The organism is Streptomyces sp. MS19 (assembly GCF_047200595.1).
Taxonomy (GTDB): domain Bacteria; phylum Actinomycetota; class Actinomycetes; order Streptomycetales; family Streptomycetaceae; genus Streptomyces.
This window is the reverse complement of the sequence record NZ_JBJZOH010000016.1, coordinates 1-19,006: the sequence shown is the minus strand read 5'-3', so window position 1 is coordinate 19,006 and position 19,006 is coordinate 1. Positions and strand designations below refer to the sequence as shown.

Here is a 19,006-nt window from a genome sequence, read left to right as displayed (position 1 = left end):
GGTCCTTAGCCGTGGAACGGGAGGCCGGCGTCCGGCACCAGGCCGAGCGCGTCGTCGTCGGTGGGAGGCACGAGGGAGCCGCTGCCGTCGCCGACCGGGACGACGCCGAGTGCCAGCAGTTCGGCCATGGCGCTGCTCGCGGCCAGCTCGCGGACCTGAAGCTGGTAGCGGGCGGTGGTGCGGTAGGTCCCGCCGCCGTCGTCGCCGGTGCGCTGGAGGAAGCCCGAGTCGGCGAGGAACGCGACGGCCTTGCCGACGATGCCGGTGGTGGAGCCGGCGAGGCGCCGCGCGTCCTTGGTCGCGCCGGTCGCGGTGCGCCGCGACCAGACGCGCCAGGCGGCTTCGAGGCCGGGGGCGTCGGTGGCCGGGTCGGTGTTCTCGCCCTCGGCGGCGGCCTGCTCCTCCAGGCGGCGGCAGGCCTGGCGGACGAACGCCTCCACGCCGTTGACGGTGACGCGGCCGATGTAGCCGTCGTCGGCGAGGTCGGCGGGGCGGGGGAACGCAAGGGCGGCCACCGCGAGATGGGCCAGGCCGTGCAGGAAGCGGTCCGCCGTCTCGGCGGCGGCGCGGCGGGCGTACTCGCTCATCCGCACGGCGAACACGGAGTCCTCGGCCGCCGCGACGGCCATCCCGGCGCGCGGGGACACTTCGAGGACGACCAGGCCGAGCCCGGCGGCGACCGCGTCGGCCAGCCGGGCGAACGGCGGCTCCTCCTGGTAGCGGCGCAGCAGGGCGCCGTACTCGGCGTCGCGCGCCGGGGACGTCCTGGGCTGAAGGCCGAAGGACACCAGCCGTGCGGCGTCGGCGGCGTCGGCCGGGGTGACGGGTGCGGCGGGGGGCCGCTGCGTGTCGGTCATGCGGTGCCTTCCGTCCGCTCGGCGGCCATCCCGGCCGCGTCCAGCAGGGCGGTGCCGACGATGAGGTCGGCGCCGCCGATGTCGGGGTCCGTCAGCTCGGTGCCGTCGTCCACCGCGAACAGCAGCCGGGGCTCGCCCTGGCGGTAGGCGGTGCCGACCGGGGGGCTGGCGGCGTGGACGGCGAGGAGGGCGACGAGGTGGGGCAGTTCGGGGTCGCGGCGGCGTGCCTCGGCGAGCAGGCCGGACAGGCGGCGGGGCGCGTCCTCGGGGAGCCGCAGCAGTTCGAGGGCGGTGGCGAGCTGCTCCTCGCTGAAGCGGCTGTCGTCGGGGGTGGCGACGAGGTCGGGCTCGGGCAGTTCGGCGCCGAGGTGTTCGCGGGGCGCGGGCGGGGTGAGGAGCAGTTCGGTGAGGTCGGTGAGGCGTACGGCGCCGGGCGGGCGAGGCCCGGTAGCACGGGCGAACCAGGCGTCGGTGACGCGGACGGCACGCTCGACCGGCTCGGTGAGCAGCGGCGCGAGGAGCTGGCCGTACAGGTCGGCGCCCGCGCGGACGGCGGGGGCGCGGAATGCCTGCCGGTCCTGCTCGGCGCGGAACAGCGGTCCCGCTTCGAGCAGCCGGGACTGGAGCTGGGTGTGGCGGCGGATGCAGTCCTTGACGATGTCCACGAGTTCGGCGGCGCGCAGCCGGTGCCCGGAGGCGGTGGCCTCGTCGCGGGCGCGGCGGATGTTGGTGAGGATCGCGTTCTCGTGCCGGTAGCGGTCGGCGATGTGGTCGAGCGCCTCGGTGATCATGTCGGGGACGGCGTGCAGCCAGTCGACGGAGCGCACGTCGCGGCGGGTGCTCTCCAGGGTGCGCCGCAGGGTCTCGGCGTACTGGACGGTGCGGTAGCGGGCCTGTTCGGCGGCGAGCTGGGCGTCGGCGAGGCGGCCCCTGGCGACGAGGACGTCGAGTTTGACCTCGGCGGCGATCTGGGCGCTGGTGACGTCGGTGTCGAGGGCGCCGACGAGGACGTTGACCGCCTCGTCGGTGGTGCGCAGCCACACGCCGCCGCCGGGGCCGGGGACCTCCTCGATGAGCTTGAAGTCGTAGTCGCGGCGCACGTACGCGCCCTCGGGGCCGAAGGTGCCGTAGACGGCGCGGAAGCCGCGGTCGACGCTGCCGACGTTGATCAGGTTGTCCAGGACCCAGCGGGCGACGCGTTCGTGCTCGGCGGCGGGGCGTGCCGGGGCCTGCGCGGCGACGCGGGGCAGGAGGCGGGCGACGACCAGTTCGTGGTCGGCGCCGGTGTCGAAGTCCATGGCGAGGGTGACCGCGTCGATGGCGGCGAGCGCGACCTCGGCCATGCTGTAAGTGCTGTACTCTCCCGCGAGGTTGGCCTTGCGGACGTCGAGGTCGTGCAGCGGCGCCGTGCAGGCGAGCGCCCGGAGGCGGCGCGCCAGGCCTTCGTCCGCGGCGGGGCCCGGCGCGGGTCGGCCGTGGGGTGGTCTGAGGCCGGCGGGCGGTCCGTCCGGCAGGGCTGCTGCGGTCACGTGGCACACCCTAGGCGGTGACACTGACATCGAGCGATTCGGGCCGGATGCGGCTGTTGTCCCGGTCGGGGAACGGGCTCAGCGCGGGCGGTGGTTGCGCGCCAGCAGGAGGGCGACGTCGTCCGTGGGCGTGGTGGGCCGCAGGCCGTGCAGGACGCGGTCGCAGGTCTCCTCCAGGGAGCCGGACACGTCCCGGAGCAGGTCCCGCATCGCGTTCAGCCCGGCGTCGATGGGCGCGTCGCGCTCCTCCACCAGCCCGTCGGTGAACAGGGCGATGGTGGCGCCGTCCCGCAGGTCGCGCCGGTGGGAGGTGAACGGGACGCCGCCCACGCCGAGCGGCACGGCGTTGGGGAGGTCGAGGAGTTCGGCGGTACCGTCCGGCTGGACGAGGACGGGCGGCAGGTGGCCCGCGCTGGCGATGTCGCAGTGGCCCGCGACGGGGTCGAGGATGGCGTAGACGCAGGTGGCGGTCGTGTCGCCGAGGGACTCGACGGTGTCCTCCAGGTGGCCGAGGAGCGCGTCGGGCGTCAGGTCGAGCCGGGCCAGGGCGCGGATGGTGGACCGCAGCTGGCCCATGATGGCGGCGGCGTGCACGCCCTTGCCCATGACGTCGCCGACGACGAGGCCGATCCGCCCGCCGGGCAGCCGCAGGACGTCGCACCAGTCGCCGCCCGCCTCGCTGATGGCGGGGAGGTAGCGCAGGGCGACATCGATGTCGTCTCCCTCGGGAAGCTGGGGCCGCATGCTGCGCTGGAGGATCAGCGCGGTGTTGCGTTCGCGGCCGTAGAGCCGGGCGTTGTCCACGCTGATGGCGGCGCGCGCGGCCAGTTCGGTGGCGAGGGCGAGGTCGTCGGTGTCGAACGGGCTGCGGTTGCGCGTGCGACAGAGGGTCAGGGTGCCGAGGACGTCGCCGCGCGCGGTGAGGGGGACGACGAGCGCCGAGTGCACGCCGGTGTCGGCAAGGATGGCGGCGGCCTCGCCGTCCCGCGCGATCCCCTGCAATTGGTCGGGCCCGAGGCGGGGCAGGAGCCGGCCCTTGCCGGTGCGGACGACGCCGGTCACGATCGGCGAGGCGTCGTAGCTCCCCGCCCTGCCGACCGGGTAGGCCGCGCAGCCGGACCGGCTGCCGTCGCAGGCGGTCGCGGCGAGGGTGCGGAAGCGTGCGGGGCCCTCGCGGGCCACGGACGCGCCGGGCGCCTCGTCCAGGACCGCTTCGAGGATGTCCACGGTGGCCAGGTCGGCGAGCCGGGTGACGGTGGCCCCGGCGAGTTCGCGGGCGGTGGTGGCCAGGTCGAGTGTGGTGCCGATGGCGGCGCCCGCCTCGGCGATCAGGGCGAGCCGGCTGCGGGCGGCGGCGAGTCCGGCGACGGCGTTGCGGCGTTCGGTGATGTCGATCGCGAGGCCGACGACGCCGCAGGTGCGGCCGCGCGGGACGGCGACGCGGTAGTAGGAGACGGACCAGACGTGCTCGTGCGCCGGGTCGGCGGGCGGCCGGGCGGTGACGCTCTGGCCGAGGAGCGGTTCGCCGGTCTCCAGGACGTGCCGCAGCGCCTCCTCGATGGCCGACAGGTCGGTCTCGCGCATCACCTCGCCGAAGCCGTGGCCGATCAGACGGTCCGCCGGCACGCCGACCATCTCCTGGAGCGCCGCGTTGGCCCGCACCCAGTGGAGCTTCGCGTCGAACAGGCCGATCGCCAGCGGCGACTGGTCCACGATGGCGGCCGACAGCGCGAGGTCCGTCTCCAGGCGGCGCACCGTGCCGGTGTCCGCCGCGATGACGAGCGCGCGCGGGTCGCCGCCCATGCCGGCCGTCCACTGGGCGCGGAACTCGGCGCGCCGCAGCAGGCCGTCGGCGAACCGCACGGGCAGGCTGCCCGACCAGTCGGGGCCCCCGGGGTGACGCAGCCACATCTCGGCGAGGCGGCGCGGCCTGCCGGGGCCGAGGAGCTGGGTGACGGGGCGGCCCGTGACGGCCTCGGCGGAGTGGCCGAAGAGGCGTTCGGCGCCTGAGCCCCACAGGAGGACGCGGCCCGCCTCGTCCAGGACGATCCCGGCGATGGTGAGGGTGTCGAGCAGGCTGCCGGGCAGGGTGACGGCCTCGCGTCCGCCGGTGGTGTGGCGGGACGTCTCCTCGGCGGGGTGCCCGGGGGCGGGGGCGCCGTCCTGGGTGGCGGCGCCGTCCGGGGTCTCCGGGGTGGGGTCTGTGGTCATGTCCGGTCCCGGTTCAGTTCCGGTCCAGGGGCTGTTCGGTCCAGATCGTCTTGCCCGCTCCGGTGTAGCGGCTCCCCCAGCGGTGGGCGAGCTGGGCGACGAGGAACAGGCCGCGGCCGCCCTCGTCGGTGGGGCGCGCGCGCCGCAGGTGCGGCTGGGTCTCGCTGGGGTCGGACACCTCGCAGACCAGGCTGTCGTTGAGGATGAGCCGCAGCCCGATGGGGCCCCCCGCGTACCGGATGGCGTTGGTGACGAGTTCGCTGACGATGAGTTCGGTGGGGAACGCGTTCCCTGTCAGGTTCCAGCTCTTGAGCTGGCCGATGACGGCGTCGCGGGCCCGGCCGACGACCTCCGCGTCGGCCGGGAACTCCCAGTCGGCGGTGGCGTCGGGCGGGAGCGGCTGGACGCGTGCGACGAGGAGCGCCACGTCGTTGTCGGGCGCGCGGCCCGGCAGCAGCGCGTCGAGCAGGGCGCGGCCCGTGTCGGCGGGCGAGCGGGAGTGCGCTGCCTCCTCGGTGACGCGCTCGCGCAGCAGCGCCATGCGCTCCTCGGAGCTGCGGCCGTCGGGTCCCGTCGCGACGAGTTCCTGGCTGAAGAGGACGAGGAGGCTGCCGGGGTCGAGCCGGACCCGCACGGATTCGAACGGTGTGCCGCCGACGCCGAGGGGCGGCCCCGCCTTCAGGGCGATCTCCTCGGCGGCGCGGCCCGGCAGCGCCAGCAGGGGCGGGACGCGGCCTGCGGCGGCCAGGACGCACTGGCCCGACACGGGGTCGTAGACGCAGTAGAGGCAGGTGGCGCCGACCGCGCCGCCGGGGCTCGTGCCGCCGTCGGGCTGGGTGTCGGCGAGCCGGATGGCCAGGTCGTCGAGCCGGGTGAGGAGTTCGTCGGGGGCGAGGTCCAGGTCGGCGAGGGTCTGCACGGCGGTGCGCAGCCGCCCCATCGTGGCGGTGGCGTTGAGGCCGTGGCCCGCCACATCGCCGATGACGAACGCGACGCGCGCCGACGACAGGGGGATGACGTCGTACCAGCTGCCGCCCAGTCCGGCCGCTGTGGCGGCGGGAATGTAGCTGCCCGCCGTGTGGGCGCCGGGGAGTTCGAAGACGGGTTGCGGAAGCAGGCTGCGCTGGAGGGTCTCCAGGGTGCGGTGTTCTCGGGTGTAGCGGCGGGCGTTGTCGAGGCTGAGGGCGGCGCGGGAGGCGATCTCCTCGGCGAGGTCGGCGTCCATGCGGGAGAACGGGGGGGTCCGGGGCGAGCGCCACAGCGCCAGGACGCCCAGTTCCTGGCCGCGGGCGCGCAGTGGCACGAGCATCCGCGAGCCCGGCGCGGGCGGCAACAGCCCGATGCCCTCGCCGGCGTACGGGCCCTCCTCGGTGACCGTGCCGACCGGGACGGAGACGACCGAGTCCTCCGGCGGTTCGAGGACGGCGTGCTTCCGCAGGCCCGCGATGCTCTTGCCCTGGACGCGGAAGACCGCCCCCGCGCGGTGCAGCCCGTCGGGCCAGCCGCCGTCCGCGCTGATCGCGGCGACGCGGCGTACGGGCGGGCCGATCAGGGTGGGCCCCGGGTCGTCCCCGCCCAGCACGGCGTCGCCGAGGTCGACCGTGGCGATGTCCGCGAAGTCGGGCACGAGCAGCCCGGCGAGTTCCTCGGCGTTGCGCGTGACGTCGAGGGACGGCCCGATGCGTTCGGCCGCGGCGTGGAGCATCGCGAGGCGGCGGCGTGCCAGGTGCTGCTCGGTGATGTCGGTGTAGATGCTGACGACGCCGAGGACGCGGCGGTCGGTGTCCTTCAGGCGCAGGGCGGTGACGGCGAGGACGCGGTCGCGTTCCGGCTCGGCGGCCAGGCGGGCGGAGTGCTCCCAGTAGATGAGCGGCTCACCGGTGGCGGCGACGCGTTCGAGCCGTTCGAGGGTGTGTGCGGCGTCGTCGGCCCGCATGAGGACGTCGAGCGGCTGCGGCAGCTCGGGCCAGGCGGGCGTGGGCTCGTCCGTCACGTGGCGGCCCGACGTGGCGTTCATGCGGGTGACGCGCAGCGTTTCGTCGTGGATGGCGATGCCGACCTGGTGCTGGGCGAACAGCGCCCGCAGCAGCGCCTGGTCCTCCTCCTGGCGGCGCGCGGCGCGGCCGGGCGTCAGGACGGCGAGGAAGCGGGGGCCCACGCCGGGCCTGGTGTCCATCGGGAAGAGGTCCAGCCGGACGTCCACCACGCGGCCGTCCTGGTGGCGCAGCCCCACGGTGCGGTGGGCGGGGGAGCCCGTCCCGGCGAGCGCGGCCCATGCCCCGGGGTCGGCGAGCAGGTCGGGCAGCAGCCGTCCGGCGAGTTCGTCGAACGGGCGGCCGGTCAGCTCCTCGGTCAGCCCGCCCGCGTCACCGGCGCGGGCCCGTATCTCGCCGTCGGCACCGACCACGAGCAGCAGCGACGCTCCGCCGGGAAGCTGACCGGCGGGCGGGTGCGGGGTGGCGCTCACGTTCCTCCCTCGGCCTGACTGCCGGACCAGAGCCCTCCCCTGCCGACCACTGTGGCGCAGCGGCGGTGGCGTGGCGAGCCGGGTGCGGCCGTACGGGTCAGCGCCGCAGGGATGCGGTCGCGCGGGGGCGGGAGTGCAATGGAAGGGCGGGCGCGCGGGCTCGCGCCCCGCGACGGGAGGAGGCGCACGATGACGGCACCACCACGGCTGCTCAGGGCCCTGCCGCCTGAGGACCGCGACCGGCTGATGACGCTCGCCCGGGAGGTCTCGTTCGGCCAGGGGGAACGCGTCTTCGAGGAACGGGGGCGCGCGGACCGGTTCTGGATCATCAGATCGGGGACCGTCCGGCTCGACCTGCGGCTCGGCGGGCGGCGGCCCACGGCCGTGTCGTCGCTGGACACGGGCGACCTGCTGGGCTGGTCGTGGCTGTTCCCGCCGTACGAGTGGGACTTCGGCGCGGAGGCGCTGAGCCCGGTGCGGGCGTACGAGTTCGGGGGCGCGGAGGTACAGGCGCTGTGCGACGGGGACCCGGTGTTCGGCTACCGGCTGCTGCGGGTCGTCACGGAGATTCTGGCCTCCCGGGTCCGCTCGGAGCGGACCCGGCTGCTCGACCTGTTCGCGCCGCACGCGGGGCAGGGCTGACGGGGGCCCTCAGGGCGCGGCGGGGCCGTCGAGCCGTCCGCGCACGGCGGTCTGGACGGCGGCCTCCTCGGCCGGGTCGGCGGCGAGGCGGCGCAGGCGCTCCATGACGCGCGTGTCGCCCGTGGTCGCGTGGCGGGCGCCGGTCTCGCGCGTGTCCTCCTCGCAGTCCCAGAGGCACTCGACGGCGAAGCCGGCCGCGAAGCCGGGATCGACGCGGGCCAGCGCCCGCGCCGTGTGGCCGCGCAGCTGGGAGGAGGCGGTCTCGCGGTAGATGTACCGCAGGAGCGGGGCCGCGGGGCGGACCGTGAGGCGGCCGACGCCCTCGACGAGCGGCTGGGTCTCCGCCGCGTTGGCGCCCTCGGCGCGCAGGACCCGGTGCAGGGCGGCGAGTACGGACGGCGCGTCGCTCTCCTCGCCGCGGCGGGCGAGGACGGTGGCGGCCGTGGTGCCGAGCGCGTCCGTGCGCCCGGCCCACCGCCGCGCCTGCGGCAGGACGCCGGGGCCGCACATGCGGGCGAAGGCCGTCAGCGCGGCGCGGGCCACGTCCGGGTCCGCGGCGGCCGCGGCCGCCTCGATGAGCGCGCACGCGTCCGGGTCGTCGCGCTCGGCCAGGTGCCTGAGGGCGGCGGCGCGGACCGGCGGCTCGCCGTCGGCGGCGGCGCTGAGCAGCGCCGGGCGGTCCTCGGGGCCCGCCACGGCGGACAGGCAGCGGGCGGCCGGTGCCTCGCGCCACTGGCGGGGGACGGACTCGTACCCTTCGAGTGCCCAGGCGAGGACGGCGGCGACGCTCCAGCCGGGGCGGGGGCCGGCGGGCCTGAGCTGGCGCTGCCAGCGGGTGAAGTGACCGCCCTCGGACGCGCGGGCGAGGCGGGCGCGCTGCGCCGGGCGGGCGGGGTCCTCGGCCCACAGGCGCCAGGGGCGGGGTTCGAACGCGTCGCGGACGGCGGTGACGAGCGCCGCCTCGCCCTCCTCCGTGGCCGGGAAGCGGTCCAGGACGGCCGGGCCGAGGGCGCGGAGCCCGGCGTCGTCGTCGCGGACGGCCAGCTCGTCGAGGGCCCACCGCCAGTTGGCGCCGGAGGCCGCGTAGCGGCGCAGCAGGTCGAGGGCGGCGCGGTTGTCGTACGAGGTGAGGTGGCCGAGGACGGACAGGGCGAGGCCGGTCCTCTCCTCCTCGGGCCGGGACAGGTCGTCGGGGTGGAACAGGTGCGCTGCGAGGGCGCCGAGGTCCGCGCCCAGTTCGGCGTAGAGCCGGGCGTAGTAGAGGGAGCGGTGTTCGAGCTGCCAGTCCAGGCGGGGGTCGTGGAGCACACACAGGTCGAGGGCGGCCACCGCCTCCGGCCGGGGCGCGGCCAGTGCGTGCAGCCAGCCGTCGCCGCGCCCTCGCTGGAGGAGCCCGAGGAGGCTTCCGCTGGGCGCTATGTCTGTTTCGGTGGGACTGGCGAACATATGAGTCAGCATCCGGTGCGGTTGTGCCGGTGGCAACGGGATTTCCGGTCCGGCGGCTCCGCCGGGGGTGCGGAGCCGTGCTCCACCTTGCCATCCCTAGGCGCCTCGGCCCTAACGAACGGCGGTCCCGGGCGGCTGATTCCCGCCCGGAGTGGGTAGGGCTGTGCGAGAGTCGGGGCACTGTCGGGGCGGGCCGCACGGCGCGGCCGGGCGCGTGTCCCCGAAGTCGCCCCCACGCCCTTCCGCCCCTGCCGGGCGGCGCCCCGCGCGGACGCGGTGACTGGCGGCGGCGACGGCGGGGCACGGCGGGCACGTCAGGACCAGGGGCGTACGCGGTGCGACGGCCCCGCGACCGGTGGGAGGCGGCGATGGGACAGCTCGACGAGGCGGGCGGCGCGCTGGAGCGGCCCCGGGCTGCGCCCGGCGGCGCGCGCACCGGCCGGGCCGAGTGGGACCTCCTCACCGACGAGGCGCGGTGGTCGCCCGGCCTCTACGCGATCTTCGGCAGGGTGCCGGACGACGGGCCGCTCACGCTGGACGAGCTGCCCTCCTGGCTGCTGCCGGAGGACCAGCCCGTCCTGACGGCGGCCGTCACGGGCTGCCTGGTGGACGGGCGGGCGATGGACTGCCGGTTCCGCGTCCTGCGGCCCGACGGGACGCTGCGGACCGTCCGTATGGCGGGCGGGCCCGTGGTGGACGCGGCGGGCGGCACGGTCGCCATGTGGGCGCGGATCGAGGACGTGGCCGCCGGGCGGCGCGCGCCGGCGGCGCCGCGCCGCGCGGCCGCGCCGGGGACGCTCGAACTGGCCGCGCGCCTCCTGCCCGGCGGGCGGGGCGGCGCCACGGGCGGCAAGTGGCACGACGTGCTGGCCCTGGCGGGTGGCGGGCTGCTGCTGAGCGTGGGCGACCTGTCGGGGAACGGGGCTGCGGCCGCCGCGGACACGGCGACGGCGCTCGGCGGCGTCCGCGGGATCGCGCTGACCGGCGCGGGCCCCGGGTGGCTGCTGGGGCACCTCGGCCACCTGCTCGACCGGGGCGCGCAGCCGGTGCTCGCGAGCATCCTGTGCTGCCGGTACGTCCCGGCGACCCGGACGCTGACCTGGGCACAGGCCGGGCACCCGGCGCCGCTGCTGTGCAGGGACGGGCGGGGGCGCGCGCTGCCGCGGCCGGCCGGTCCGCTGCTCGGCGCCGTGTCCGACGCCCGCTACGCCGAGCGCACCGACCGGCTCGAACCGGGCGATGTCCTCGTCCTGCACACGGACGGTCTCTTTTCGGCCATCCCCGGGGCGAGGGCACCCGACCACACGGGGGACCCGCGTCTGCGGGCGCTCGCGCCCCGGCTGTCGGCCGCCGGGTCCGCCGAGGACGCACTGCGGGTGGTCACCGGGGCGTGCGGCGAGGCGGACCGCGAGGAGGAGGCGTGCGTCCTGGTGGCGCGCGTCGGACCGTAGCCGCGCGCCGGGTGCGGGCGCCGCGCGCGGCGCCCGCACCTCGTCAGATCAGGCGCGTGCCGAGGGCCGAGGTGTCCGTACGCCGGGGCGCCGGCATGGCCTGTTCCAGCTCCTCGCGCAGCTCGGCCATACGGGGCTGGCCCGCGTACCGCCCGGTCAGCCGGTACATCTCCCGCAGCCGGTCCCACGTGCGGTGCGACGAGTTCTCGCCGATGCCGGCCAGCGCCAGCCGCGCCGAGCGGTCCGCCTGCTCCGGGTCGTCCGCGATCAGGCAGGCGGACGCCAGGGAGATCTGGTCGAACAGCCGGGACCTGGCCTTCGCGCCGTCGCGCAGGTCGAGCGCCCGTTTGGCGTGCCGCTCGGCGGTACGGGCGGCGGCCGGCTCGTGCTCGGCCAGCGTCCGGTGGGCCAGGGCCTGCATGCCGTGCAGGTCCGCCTCGTCGAACATCTGCATCCAGCCCGGCGGCGGCACGTCCCCGTCGCCGGAGACGAACAGCTCCTCCGCCTCGCCCAGCCTGCGGCGCATCGCCTGCCCCTGGCCGCGCGCCGCCTCGGCCCACGCCTCGATGGTCGCGAGCATCGCGCGGGTGCGCGGCAGGGCCTCGTCGCCCATGCCGGAACGCGCCAGCTGCATGAGGTCGAGCGCGTCGTCGGGGCGGCCGAGGTGCACCATCTGCCGGGCGGCGCGGGACAGCGCCTCCCCGGCGCGCGGCGGGTCGCCGCCCTCGCGCGCGGCGTGCGCGGCGATGACGAAGTACTTCTGCGCGGTGGGTTCGAGGCCGATGTCGTGCGACATCCAGCCCGCGAGGGCGGCCAGGTCGGCCGCCACTCCCCACAGCCGCCGCTGGACGGCGGCCGGGTTGTGGTAGGCGAGCATGCCGCCCACCTCGTTGAGCTGGCCGACCACCGCCTTGCGCTGGAGTCCGCCGCCGCGCGCGGCGTCCCAGGCCCGGAACACCTCGACCGAGTGCTCCAGGGCGTCGATCTCGTCGGACCCGACCGGCGCCGCCTCGTACCGGTCGAGACCGGCGGCGTCCGCGTCGTGCGGGGAACCGTGTGGGGGGGCGCCCAGGGGGGCGCCGAGCCAGTCGTACAGGGCATCGCTGAGCACTGATCCCGCGGCGAGCGCGGCGCCCGCGCCCACCATGCCGCGTCGGTTGAGCATGAGATCCATTCCCGTGAATTCGGTGAGGACCGCGGCGGTGCGACCCGGCGACCAGGGGAGTCCGCGCGGGGACGGCTGGCTCCCCGCCTCTCCAGGCCGGCGCAACCCGAGGTCCTCGATGGTCACGACACGGCCGAGTCGCTCGGTGAACAGCGTCGCCAGCACCTCGGGAACGGGATCGCGGGGGATCTCCCCCATGTCGATCCACCGCCGGACGCGCGAGGTGTCCGTCGCCAGCTGGGGGCAGCCCTGGGCCGCCGCCTGCCGGTTCACGAGTCTGGCCAGCTCGCCCTTGGACCATCCGGTGAGCCGGAAGAGGTCCGCGAGGCGGGTGTTGCTTCTGCTGCTCACGTCAAGCCCCCAGGATCTCGGCTGAGTTGACAGTAGCCAACGCGCAACGCGCCCAACCGCATTCGCCAGGGTTCGCCAGGGTGCGCCACGTGGTGTGCCACCCGTAAGAGGGAGTGATGTAGACACCGCGTCACTCCGGTCCGGCACGGCCGGCACTTCCCCAGGGGTGCCAGGCTCCGCCGGGCCGGGGGGCGCCGTGAACCTTCCGGCACACGAAGGGACCATGCCCGCTTATGTATCCGTCACCCTCACCCGTGGCCAGCCGGGTCCGGCCGCAGTCGCGCGGCACGGCAGGCGAGCCGTACGCCCCGGGCCCCGACGACCGTTCCCTCCGACACCGCCGCGCGGTACCGGGGCGGGCGGCCGGAGGGCGCCTGGACTTCTCGGGAGCGCGAGGGGAGCGGCTGCGCGACGCGCTGGCGGCCGTGCACGAGATCTGCCCGGAGTTCAGCCCCGCGCAGGTGCTGCGGGACGCGGGCCCCGCCGTCGTCCTGGCCGGTACGGCGGGGCGGCGGGCCGTGGTCGCGAAGTGCCTGCCGGAGCGCAGCGGGGCGCGGGCGGAGCGGTTCCGGCTGGAGATAGCGGCCTACCGGACGTTCGTCCGGCTGCGGCCGCCGGTGCGCGTGCCGCGGCTCATCGCGGACGACCCGCACCGCTGCACGCTGCTGACGGAGTTCGTGCCGGGGCGGGCGGCCGCGCAGCGGCGGCATCCGGTGGGCGTGCCGTCGTCGGCCGACCAGCGCGCGATGCTGCACGCGCTCGCCCGGGTCAACTCGTGGTCGCCGCCGGAGGACGCGTTCCCCGATGCCGTGAACTACCCGGCGCAGCTCACGCGGTTCCACGCCCTGGGGCTGCTGACCGACCGTGACGTGAGCGATCTGCACGCGCTGCTGTGCGGCCTCGCCAGGCCGGGACGTGAACTGCCGCGCGAGTTCAGCCACGGCGCGGCGCGGCTGGGGAACGTCCTGCTGTCGCCGACAGGCCCTGTGCTGGTCGGCTGGGACTCGGCGGGCTGGTACCTGCCGGGGTACGACCTTGCGACGCTGTGGACCGAGCTGGGCGAGGCCACGGGGACCCGGCGCCGCATCAGCCAGACGGCGCACGCGGACGGGCGCCGCGGCCGGGACGCGTTCCTGGTGAACCTGATGCTGGTCCTCACGCGGGAGATCCGGCAGTGCGAGGAGAATGTGCAGCGCGCGATGCGGGACGCCGTGGTGGCGCCGCCCGGCGGCCTGTCGTACGGCGAGGAGCAGCGGCTGCGCCTGCGGCGGCTGCACGACGACTGGGCGCTGGCGAGGCGCGCGGTGCGTGCCGCCGTGGGGACCCGTTAGGGCCCCTCAGCCAGGCACCGCAGCGGCGCGTTCGACGGGGAGGAGGCGCGTTACCAGCGGTCCGGCGACGAGGCGGACGGGGCGGGCCGCTGAGGTGAAGGAGCGTCGGGCGGGGCCGTCAGCGCTGGAACATCTCGGCGGGGAGCGGCTTCAGCAGCTGGTACAGCTCGTCGGTGATCGGCCGGTCCCAGCTGGCGATCGTGACGAGCACGCCGTCGCTGCGGTCGAACTGGACGCAGGAGACCCGGCTCTCGCTGCACGTGACGCGCCGGACGATCAGCAGGCTGTCCTCGTGCATCACGGGGACCTCCTCGGTGCCGGTCGTCTCGACCTCCTCGTCGATCTCCAGGGCCGCGAGCAGCTGGTGGACCTCGAAGGGGACGTCGCCCTCGGCAACCTCCCGGGCGGGCGAGCCCTCCGGGAGGTTGCCGATGACCATGGCGGGGCCGCGTCCGCCGAACAGGTCGTACCGCAGCACCACGCCCTGACAGCTGCCGTCCGGCGCGGGGAGCAGTCCGGCGCCGAGCACTCCAGGCCAGTCCCCCGGGTCCATGGCGAGCACGTCGAAGTCGGGGCCTGCGGGTGAAGCGGCGCTGCGGCGGCGGAGAAACGACATGCCGCCATGGTACGTGGGCCGCGTCACGCGCCGGGGGTCCCGCGTTCCCACAGGGCGGCCACCTGCCGGTGCAGTTCGGCGGCCTCCGCGGTGCGGCCGAGCTGCTCCAGGCACAGCGCCTCGTCGTTGCGGCTGGCGAGGGCGTCGGGGTCGCGCGGGCCGAAGATCCGCTCGCGCGCCCGGCGCACCTCGCGGTAGACGGACAGGGCGTCCTCCCAGCGGCCGAGCCAGCCGAGGGCGACGGCCATCTCCCGGCGGCTGACCAGGGTGTCGAGGTGGTCGGGGCCGAGGGTGGAGGCGCGCAGGGCCCACACCTCGTGCGCCTCCGTGAGTGCCTCGTCCCAGCGGTCGAGCCGCCCGAGGCTGATGCCGTGGCCGTGCCGGGCGCGCAGGGTCTCGGGGTGGGTGGGGCCGCCGGTCCTGGCCCTGGCGGCGATCAGCGTCTCGTACAGCTGGAGCGCCTGGTCGGGGCGCCCGAGGCGGCCGAGGCAGACGGCGACCTCGTAGTGGGTGTCGAGGGTGGCGGGCGCCTCGGGCCCGAGCACGTGGGCGCGGGACCCGGCGACCTGGAGGTGGCCGGCGAGCGCCTCCTCCCAGCGGCCGAGGCGGCCGAGGGCGTGGTACGCGGCGGCGTGCGCGGCGAGGGTGGCGGGGTCCTCGGGGCCGAGCGCCTGCTCGCGCGCCCCGGCGACGGCGCGGTGCACGTCGTACGCCTCCTGCCAGCGCCCCTGCCGCCCGAGGTCGAGAGCGGCGCGGTGGTGGCTCTCCAGGAGGGCCAGGTACTCGCGGCCCTGGCCGCGTACGGCGGCGGGGGCGGGGCGGACCAGCGTGGGCACCATGCCGGTCCACTGGCCGGTGAGTCCGGCCGAACGGTCGGGCGGGGGAAGGCGCGTGGCCCAGGAGCCGGAGGCGCGCGACCCGGCGCGCATGCCGCGGGTCCAGGCGGGGAGGCGTTCGGCCGGGCGCTGCTGGTGGGGCACCCAGGGGGCCGGGGCGGGCGGGTGGGAGACGGGCCGCAGGGCCTTGGCGAGCTGCGAGGCGTCGTCGGGCCGGTCGTCGGGGTCCTTGGCGAGCAGGGTGAGGATGAACGCGTCGAGTTCGGCCGGGAGGTCGGGGCGGCGGACGCTGGGCGGTTCCGGCGGGGTGTCGCGGTGGCCGATGAGGATGGACCAGGGGTCCCCGAGGTCGAACGGCGGCGCGCCGGTGGTGATCTCGTACAGCACGCAGCCGAGGGAGTAGAGGTCGCTGCGGTGGTCGACGTCCACACCGGCGATCTGCTCGGGCGACATGTAGTGCGGGGTGCCCATCGCCATGCCGACGCTGGTGAGTTTGGACGTGAGGCCCATGCTGTCGGCGAGGCGGGCGATGCCGAAGTCGCAGATCTTCACCGTGCCGTCGGTGAGCCGCATGATGTTGGCCGGTTTGAGGTCGCGGTGGACGATGCCCTGTTCGTGGGTGTAGGCGAGGGCGACGGCGACCTGCTCCGCGATGTCGGCGATGTCGGGCACGGGCAGCGGGGTGCCGTCGCGGCCGGCGAGGAGTTCGCTGAGGTTGCTGCCGTCCAGCAGTTCCATGACGAGGAAGAGCACCCCGTCGTACTCCCCGAAGTCGTGGACGACGGTGACGCCGCGGTGCTGGAGCGCGGCGGCGACGCGGGCCTCCCGCCGGAACCGTTCGCGCAGCGTGCGCAGGAACGGCTCCTCCTGCCGCGGTCCCACCGGTTTCAGGCACTTGACCGCGACCTTCCGGTCGAGCGCCTCGTCCCGTGCCCTCCAGACCTCCCCCATGCCGCCACGCCCGATGAGTTCGAGCAGGTGGTACCGGCCCTGGATCAGCATGCCTTCGGCCATAGCGTGTCCATCGCCCCCCGTCAGTCGGCTGCGCCGCCCCCTCCGCCTTCCAGTATGGCCGCCGTACGGGGGACGTTCCTATGCCAATGCGCGGGAACAGCGGGAAATCGGCGGGGTGGGGGCGGGAGCCGCAAGGGCACGCGCGGCAGGGGAAGTTCGCTCGTTCGTGTGGGCCGTCGACGGCCCGGTGTGACCCGCACGGTGTGCCGTCGCGGGCGTCAGGCGGCGGCCGGGGCGCCGCGGAAGCGGGAGGCGGCGAGCGTCCCGGCGACGGCGGCGACGACCGTCGTGTGGTGGTGCTCGCGGAACGCCTGCTCCGGGTCGTCGGGCACGTGCCGCCCGTCGCGGGGGACGAGGCCGTCCTCGCGCTGGACGGCGGCGAGGACGGCCCACTCCCCCGGGTCGCAGCGCGGTTCGCTCAGGCAGGCGTCCACGATGAGGAGTTCGGCGACGAGGTCCCACTCCTGGATCTCGCGCCAGACGTCGATCCAGACCGGCAGCCAGGTCGTCAGGTAGTCCTGGAGTTCGTCGGGCAGGCCCTCCGGTCTGGCGCCCCAGTCGGTGAGGTGGAAGACGGTGTGCGTGACGCTGTAGGCGGTCATCCAGTCGATGGCCCAGGGCTCGGGGGTGTGGCCGAGCCAGGTGGCGCGGGTGAGCGTCGGCCAGTCGAGGCCGTGGTCGACACCGGCGGTGCGGGCGGCGTTGGCGACGGCGAGACGGCGGTTGGGCATCTGCTCGGCGCCCCGGAGGGACGTCAGGCCGTGCAGGTGGGTCAGCAGGGTGTGAAGGCGCTCGTGGCGGTAACCGGCGCGTGCGAAGTGGGTGTACACCTCAAGCGGGTCGGTCATCGCCATGTAGCGGAGCTGGCGTTCGTAGAGCAGGTCGCCCTCGCCGAGCTGGGTCCAGGCGAAGGAGAGCAGTTCGCGGGCCACCGCCAGGTCGGCGGCGGACGCGAGGCCCTCGCGCAGGACCAGCGATCCGGCGAGGGCGGATTCGCCGAGCGGCTTGTAGACGCTGTCCGGGTCGGCCAGTTCGGCGGTGGTGCCCGGCGGCAGGGCGCCGTGGTGGCGGTTGGTGTGCAGCCAGCCGAGGGCGGCGGCGGCGATCCCGTGGGCCACGGTGCGGACGGACGGCGGGCCGGGGGGCTGGTGGGTCATGCGGGTGGCCTTTCCTGGTGCTCGGCCGCGCCGTCGCCCTCGGGGCGGGGGGCGGCCGTGGTGAGGAGGAAACGCGCGACGGCGGTGTCGAGCCGGGCGCGCGTGCTGCCGCCGCCGCACAGGTCGATGTGGGTGAGGACGGCCCTGGTGTCGAGGGCGGGGACGGCGCCGCGCTGCTCGGTCAGGGCGAGCCAGCGCGCGAGGCGGGCGGCCGTCGGGTGGTCGCGGCGGAGGAGGGCGCGGGTGGTACCGAGGGCGAGTGCGCGCGAGTGGCGGGTCGCCTCGGTCTGGAGCGCGTCGTCCGCGCCGGGCAGGGCGAGCGCCGACAGGGGCGCGAGGTGGGCGGACCAGGCGCGCCAGGGCGGGAGCCCTTGGCGGGTGTCGGGGCGCAGGCCGGGGGACGGGGACGCGTCGGTGCCGTGCAGGGTGCTGTGCGGGGCCACGGGGAGCGGGTCCCCGCCGAAGCGGAGGTGCAGGCCGGCCGTCGCGCGGTCGCGGCGTACGGTCGCGGGCGGGTCCGCCGGGCTGGGCGGGAACACGCGGAACGCCTCGGTGACGGCTTCGTTCCCGTCCGGGTCGAGGGGTGCGCCGCACAGGAGCGCGGGGGCGTAGAGATCGGGGCCGAGGACGCGGACGGCGGCGAGGTACGCCTTCGTGTCGCCGGGGGCCGCCGGGAGGACGGGACCCTGGGTGCCCGTGAGGGCACCCAGGACGCGCCCGGCCAGCGCCTCGGTCGCCAGGAAGAACTGCGCCTGGGGCGAGACGTCCGGTTCCGACATCGGTGACTCACTTTCCGCCGGCGGTGCCGGGCGCGGTTTCTCGTTGGTTCACCGGCACGGGGCGCCGGTTACTTGCGGAACTCCTTCGGCTCCCGCGGGGAGAGCAGGAGGAGGAGCAGCAGCAGGCCGCTGGCCTCGGGCGAGTGGACGGGAGCACCGCTGATCTCGGTCTCCGGCGCGGCGGTCAGGGCGGTCAGCGCGGTCAGCTCGGCCTGGGTGGCGAGCGGCGCGGGAGCGGTCGTCTGGAAGGGCATGACGCCTCCAAGGGGACGTCCCGTCCTGGGACGGGATCGGCTTGCGTCCGGCGGACGGTCCCACCGGACCGGCGGCCGGGGCTCCGGGAGGGACACCCGGCGCCGATGATTACATGCCGCAGTTCATTCGACACTATGAGTGATCATGGTCTATTTCATCCATTCGAGTGACCGGTGTCCCGACAGGTCATCGAAGGTCGTCCGCCTGGGTGATTGCTCAGCCGAGGAGGCCGGGGAGGCCGGCCGTCGAGGTCTCCGGCGGCGAGCACGGCGTCCTGGAGGACGGCGCCGCACAGGACTGGCGCCTGCTGTCGCGGTGTTCCGCGCCGGGGGTGCCGCCCGGCGTCCGTGTGCGGTCGCGGGAGGGCTCGCGCCGGGGTGGCGGACCGTACGGCGAGGCGAGCGCCGCGCCACGCGGTACGGACGTCCCGCAGAGGAGCCGGACGGGAAGCCGAGGGTGGCGCCGGGACTCCACGGGATGGGCCGGGGTACGAGCGGCCCCACCGACGAGAGCCGTGCCGGACAACGACCGGCCCCCACAGCCGCCCGCGAGGTGCCGCGGCGCGGGAGCGGCCTGGCAGGGCGGGCGGTGGCCGCGCGGCGGGCGCCGGGGATCACATGGCCCCGTACCGCCGGTGGCGGCGTCCGCGGTTGCGCGGACGCCGGGCGCGCGGGTGTCGTGGGCAGGCGGCGAGGCCAGGGGGACATGGCCGGGAGACCGGCGCGGCGCCTGACCGTGGCCCGGGGGATTCCGCCTCTTCCGGGTCGGCCCGCGCCGCCGCACCCGACCGCCGTGCCGGCACGGCCTGTGGCGGAGTGACGACGCGGTGCCCGGCGTGATCCGTACGCGGAACACACGCACGCCTGCCCGGGAGGGGGGGGGGGGGGGGGGAGAGGAGG

General features: G+C 76.0%; 14 protein-coding genes. 3 read left to right on the top strand and 11 right to left on the bottom strand.

Features of this window, described 5'->3' with window-relative positions:
• Window positions 1-5: 5 nt before the first annotated feature.
• The 4 genes from ACL02R_RS17215 to ACL02R_RS17200 are packed head-to-tail and all read right to left on the bottom strand — an operon-like array spanning window position 6 to window position 7,064.
• A complete protein-coding gene (locus tag ACL02R_RS17215) occupies window positions 6-857 on the bottom strand; it encodes a hypothetical protein (protein ID WP_362958921.1) in 852 nt (283 codons plus the stop codon).
• Window positions 854-2,410 carry a hypothetical protein gene (locus ACL02R_RS17210; RefSeq protein WP_412797874.1) on the bottom strand — a complete coding sequence of 519 codons (1,557 nt, stop codon included), beginning with the start codon at window positions 2,408-2,410 and terminating at the stop codon, window positions 854-856. Before ACL02R_RS17210 ends, ACL02R_RS17215 begins: the two co-directional genes overlap by 4 nt.
• Window positions 2,411-2,464: 54 nt before the next feature.
• The gene (locus tag ACL02R_RS17205; RefSeq protein ID WP_412797799.1) at window positions 2,465-4,597 is read right to left on the bottom strand and encodes a SpoIIE family protein phosphatase; all 2,133 of its coding nucleotides are present in this window, start codon (window positions 4,595-4,597) and stop codon (window positions 2,465-2,467) included.
• A 13-nt stretch (window positions 4,598-4,610) separates the two neighbouring features.
• Window positions 4,611-7,064 carry a SpoIIE family protein phosphatase gene (locus ACL02R_RS17200; RefSeq protein ID WP_412797798.1) on the bottom strand — a complete coding sequence of 818 codons (2,454 nt, stop codon included), beginning with the start codon at window positions 7,062-7,064 and terminating at the stop codon, window positions 4,611-4,613.
• A gap of 189 nt (window positions 7,065-7,253) precedes the next feature.
• On the opposite strand from ACL02R_RS17200, the gene ACL02R_RS17195 reads away from it, so the two are divergent.
• A complete protein-coding gene (locus ACL02R_RS17195; protein ID WP_412797797.1) occupies window positions 7,254-7,706 on the top strand; it encodes a cyclic nucleotide-binding domain-containing protein in 453 nt (150 codons plus the stop codon).
• A gap of 9 nt (window positions 7,707-7,715) precedes the next feature.
• On the opposite strand, the gene ACL02R_RS17190 is transcribed toward ACL02R_RS17195, so the two are convergent.
• Window positions 7,716-9,152 carry a HEAT repeat domain-containing protein gene (locus ACL02R_RS17190; RefSeq protein ID WP_412797796.1) on the bottom strand — a complete coding sequence of 479 codons (1,437 nt, stop codon included), beginning with the start codon at window positions 9,150-9,152 and terminating at the stop codon, window positions 7,716-7,718.
• 368 nt (window positions 9,153-9,520) lie between these two features.
• Here ACL02R_RS17190 and ACL02R_RS17185 point away from each other — a divergent pair, with 368 nt between their 5' ends.
• Complete coding sequence (locus tag ACL02R_RS17185) at window positions 9,521-10,603, top strand: SpoIIE family protein phosphatase (RefSeq protein ID WP_412797795.1); 1,083 nt, start codon at window positions 9,521-9,523, stop codon at window positions 10,601-10,603.
• 43 nt (window positions 10,604-10,646) lie between these two features.
• On the opposite strand, the gene ACL02R_RS17180 is transcribed toward ACL02R_RS17185, so the two are convergent.
• Window positions 10,647-12,119, bottom strand: coding sequence for a hypothetical protein (locus ACL02R_RS17180; protein ID WP_412797794.1), 1,473 nt, complete (start codon window positions 12,117-12,119; stop codon window positions 10,647-10,649).
• A 233-nt stretch (window positions 12,120-12,352) separates the two neighbouring features.
• Between ACL02R_RS17180 and ACL02R_RS17175 the strand changes: the two genes are divergently transcribed.
• Window positions 12,353-13,450: an aminoglycoside phosphotransferase family protein gene (locus ACL02R_RS17175; RefSeq protein ID WP_412797793.1), complete on the top strand. Its 1,098-nt coding sequence runs from the start codon at window positions 12,353-12,355 to the stop codon at window positions 13,448-13,450.
• Window positions 13,451-13,568: 118 nt separating this feature from the next.
• On the opposite strand, the gene ACL02R_RS17170 is transcribed toward ACL02R_RS17175, so the two are convergent.
• The 5 genes from ACL02R_RS17170 to ACL02R_RS17150 form a co-directional block, all read right to left on the bottom strand.
• Complete coding sequence (locus ACL02R_RS17170; RefSeq protein WP_412797792.1) at window positions 13,569-14,066, bottom strand: hypothetical protein; 498 nt, start codon at window positions 14,064-14,066, stop codon at window positions 13,569-13,571.
• A gap of 23 nt (window positions 14,067-14,089) precedes the next feature.
• On the bottom strand, window positions 14,090-15,916 hold the full coding sequence (locus ACL02R_RS17165) for a protein kinase domain-containing protein (RefSeq protein WP_412797791.1): 1,827 nt from the start codon (window positions 15,914-15,916) through the stop codon (window positions 14,090-14,092).
• 218 nt (window positions 15,917-16,134) lie between these two features.
• The gene (locus ACL02R_RS17160; protein WP_412797790.1) at window positions 16,135-17,073 is read right to left on the bottom strand and encodes a DUF6895 family protein; all 939 of its coding nucleotides are present in this window, start codon (window positions 17,071-17,073) and stop codon (window positions 16,135-16,137) included.
• Window positions 17,070-17,852, bottom strand: a complete 783-nt coding sequence (locus ACL02R_RS17155; protein WP_412797789.1) for a hypothetical protein — start codon at window positions 17,850-17,852, stop codon at window positions 17,070-17,072. The genes ACL02R_RS17160 and ACL02R_RS17155 overlap by 4 nt, the downstream gene beginning before the upstream one ends.
• Before the next feature lie 68 nt (window positions 17,853-17,920).
• Window positions 17,921-18,106, bottom strand: a complete 186-nt coding sequence (locus ACL02R_RS17150; RefSeq protein ID WP_362958883.1) for a hypothetical protein — start codon at window positions 18,104-18,106, stop codon at window positions 17,921-17,923.
• Window positions 18,107-19,006: the final 900 nt, after the last annotated feature.

Coding starts and splice junctions, on each gene's coding strand:
- ACL02R_RS17215 (WP_362958921.1), bottom strand. CDS start 857: ATGACCGACACGCAGCGGCCCCCCGCCGCACCCGTCACCCCGGCCGAC.
- ACL02R_RS17205 (WP_412797799.1), bottom strand. CDS start 4,597: ATGACCACAGACCCCACCCCGGAGACCCCGGACGGCGCCGCCACCCAG.
- ACL02R_RS17195 (WP_412797797.1), top strand. CDS start 7,254: ATGACGGCACCACCACGGCTGCTCAGGGCCCTGCCGCCTGAGGACCGC.
- ACL02R_RS17190 (WP_412797796.1), bottom strand. CDS start 9,152: ATGTTCGCCAGTCCCACCGAAACAGACATAGCGCCCAGCGGAAGCCTC.
- ACL02R_RS17185 (WP_412797795.1), top strand. CDS start 9,521: ATGGGACAGCTCGACGAGGCGGGCGGCGCGCTGGAGCGGCCCCGGGCT.
- ACL02R_RS17175 (WP_412797793.1), top strand. CDS start 12,353: ATGTATCCGTCACCCTCACCCGTGGCCAGCCGGGTCCGGCCGCAGTCG.
- ACL02R_RS17170 (WP_412797792.1), bottom strand. CDS start 14,066: ATGTCGTTTCTCCGCCGCCGCAGCGCCGCTTCACCCGCAGGCCCCGAC.
- ACL02R_RS17165 (WP_412797791.1), bottom strand. CDS start 15,916: ATGGCCGAAGGCATGCTGATCCAGGGCCGGTACCACCTGCTCGAACTC.
- ACL02R_RS17160 (WP_412797790.1), bottom strand. CDS start 17,073: ATGACCCACCAGCCCCCCGGCCCGCCGTCCGTCCGCACCGTGGCCCAC.
- ACL02R_RS17155 (WP_412797789.1), bottom strand. CDS start 17,852: ATGTCGGAACCGGACGTCTCGCCCCAGGCGCAGTTCTTCCTGGCGACC.
- ACL02R_RS17150 (WP_362958883.1), bottom strand. CDS start 18,106: ATGCCCTTCCAGACGACCGCTCCCGCGCCGCTCGCCACCCAGGCCGAG.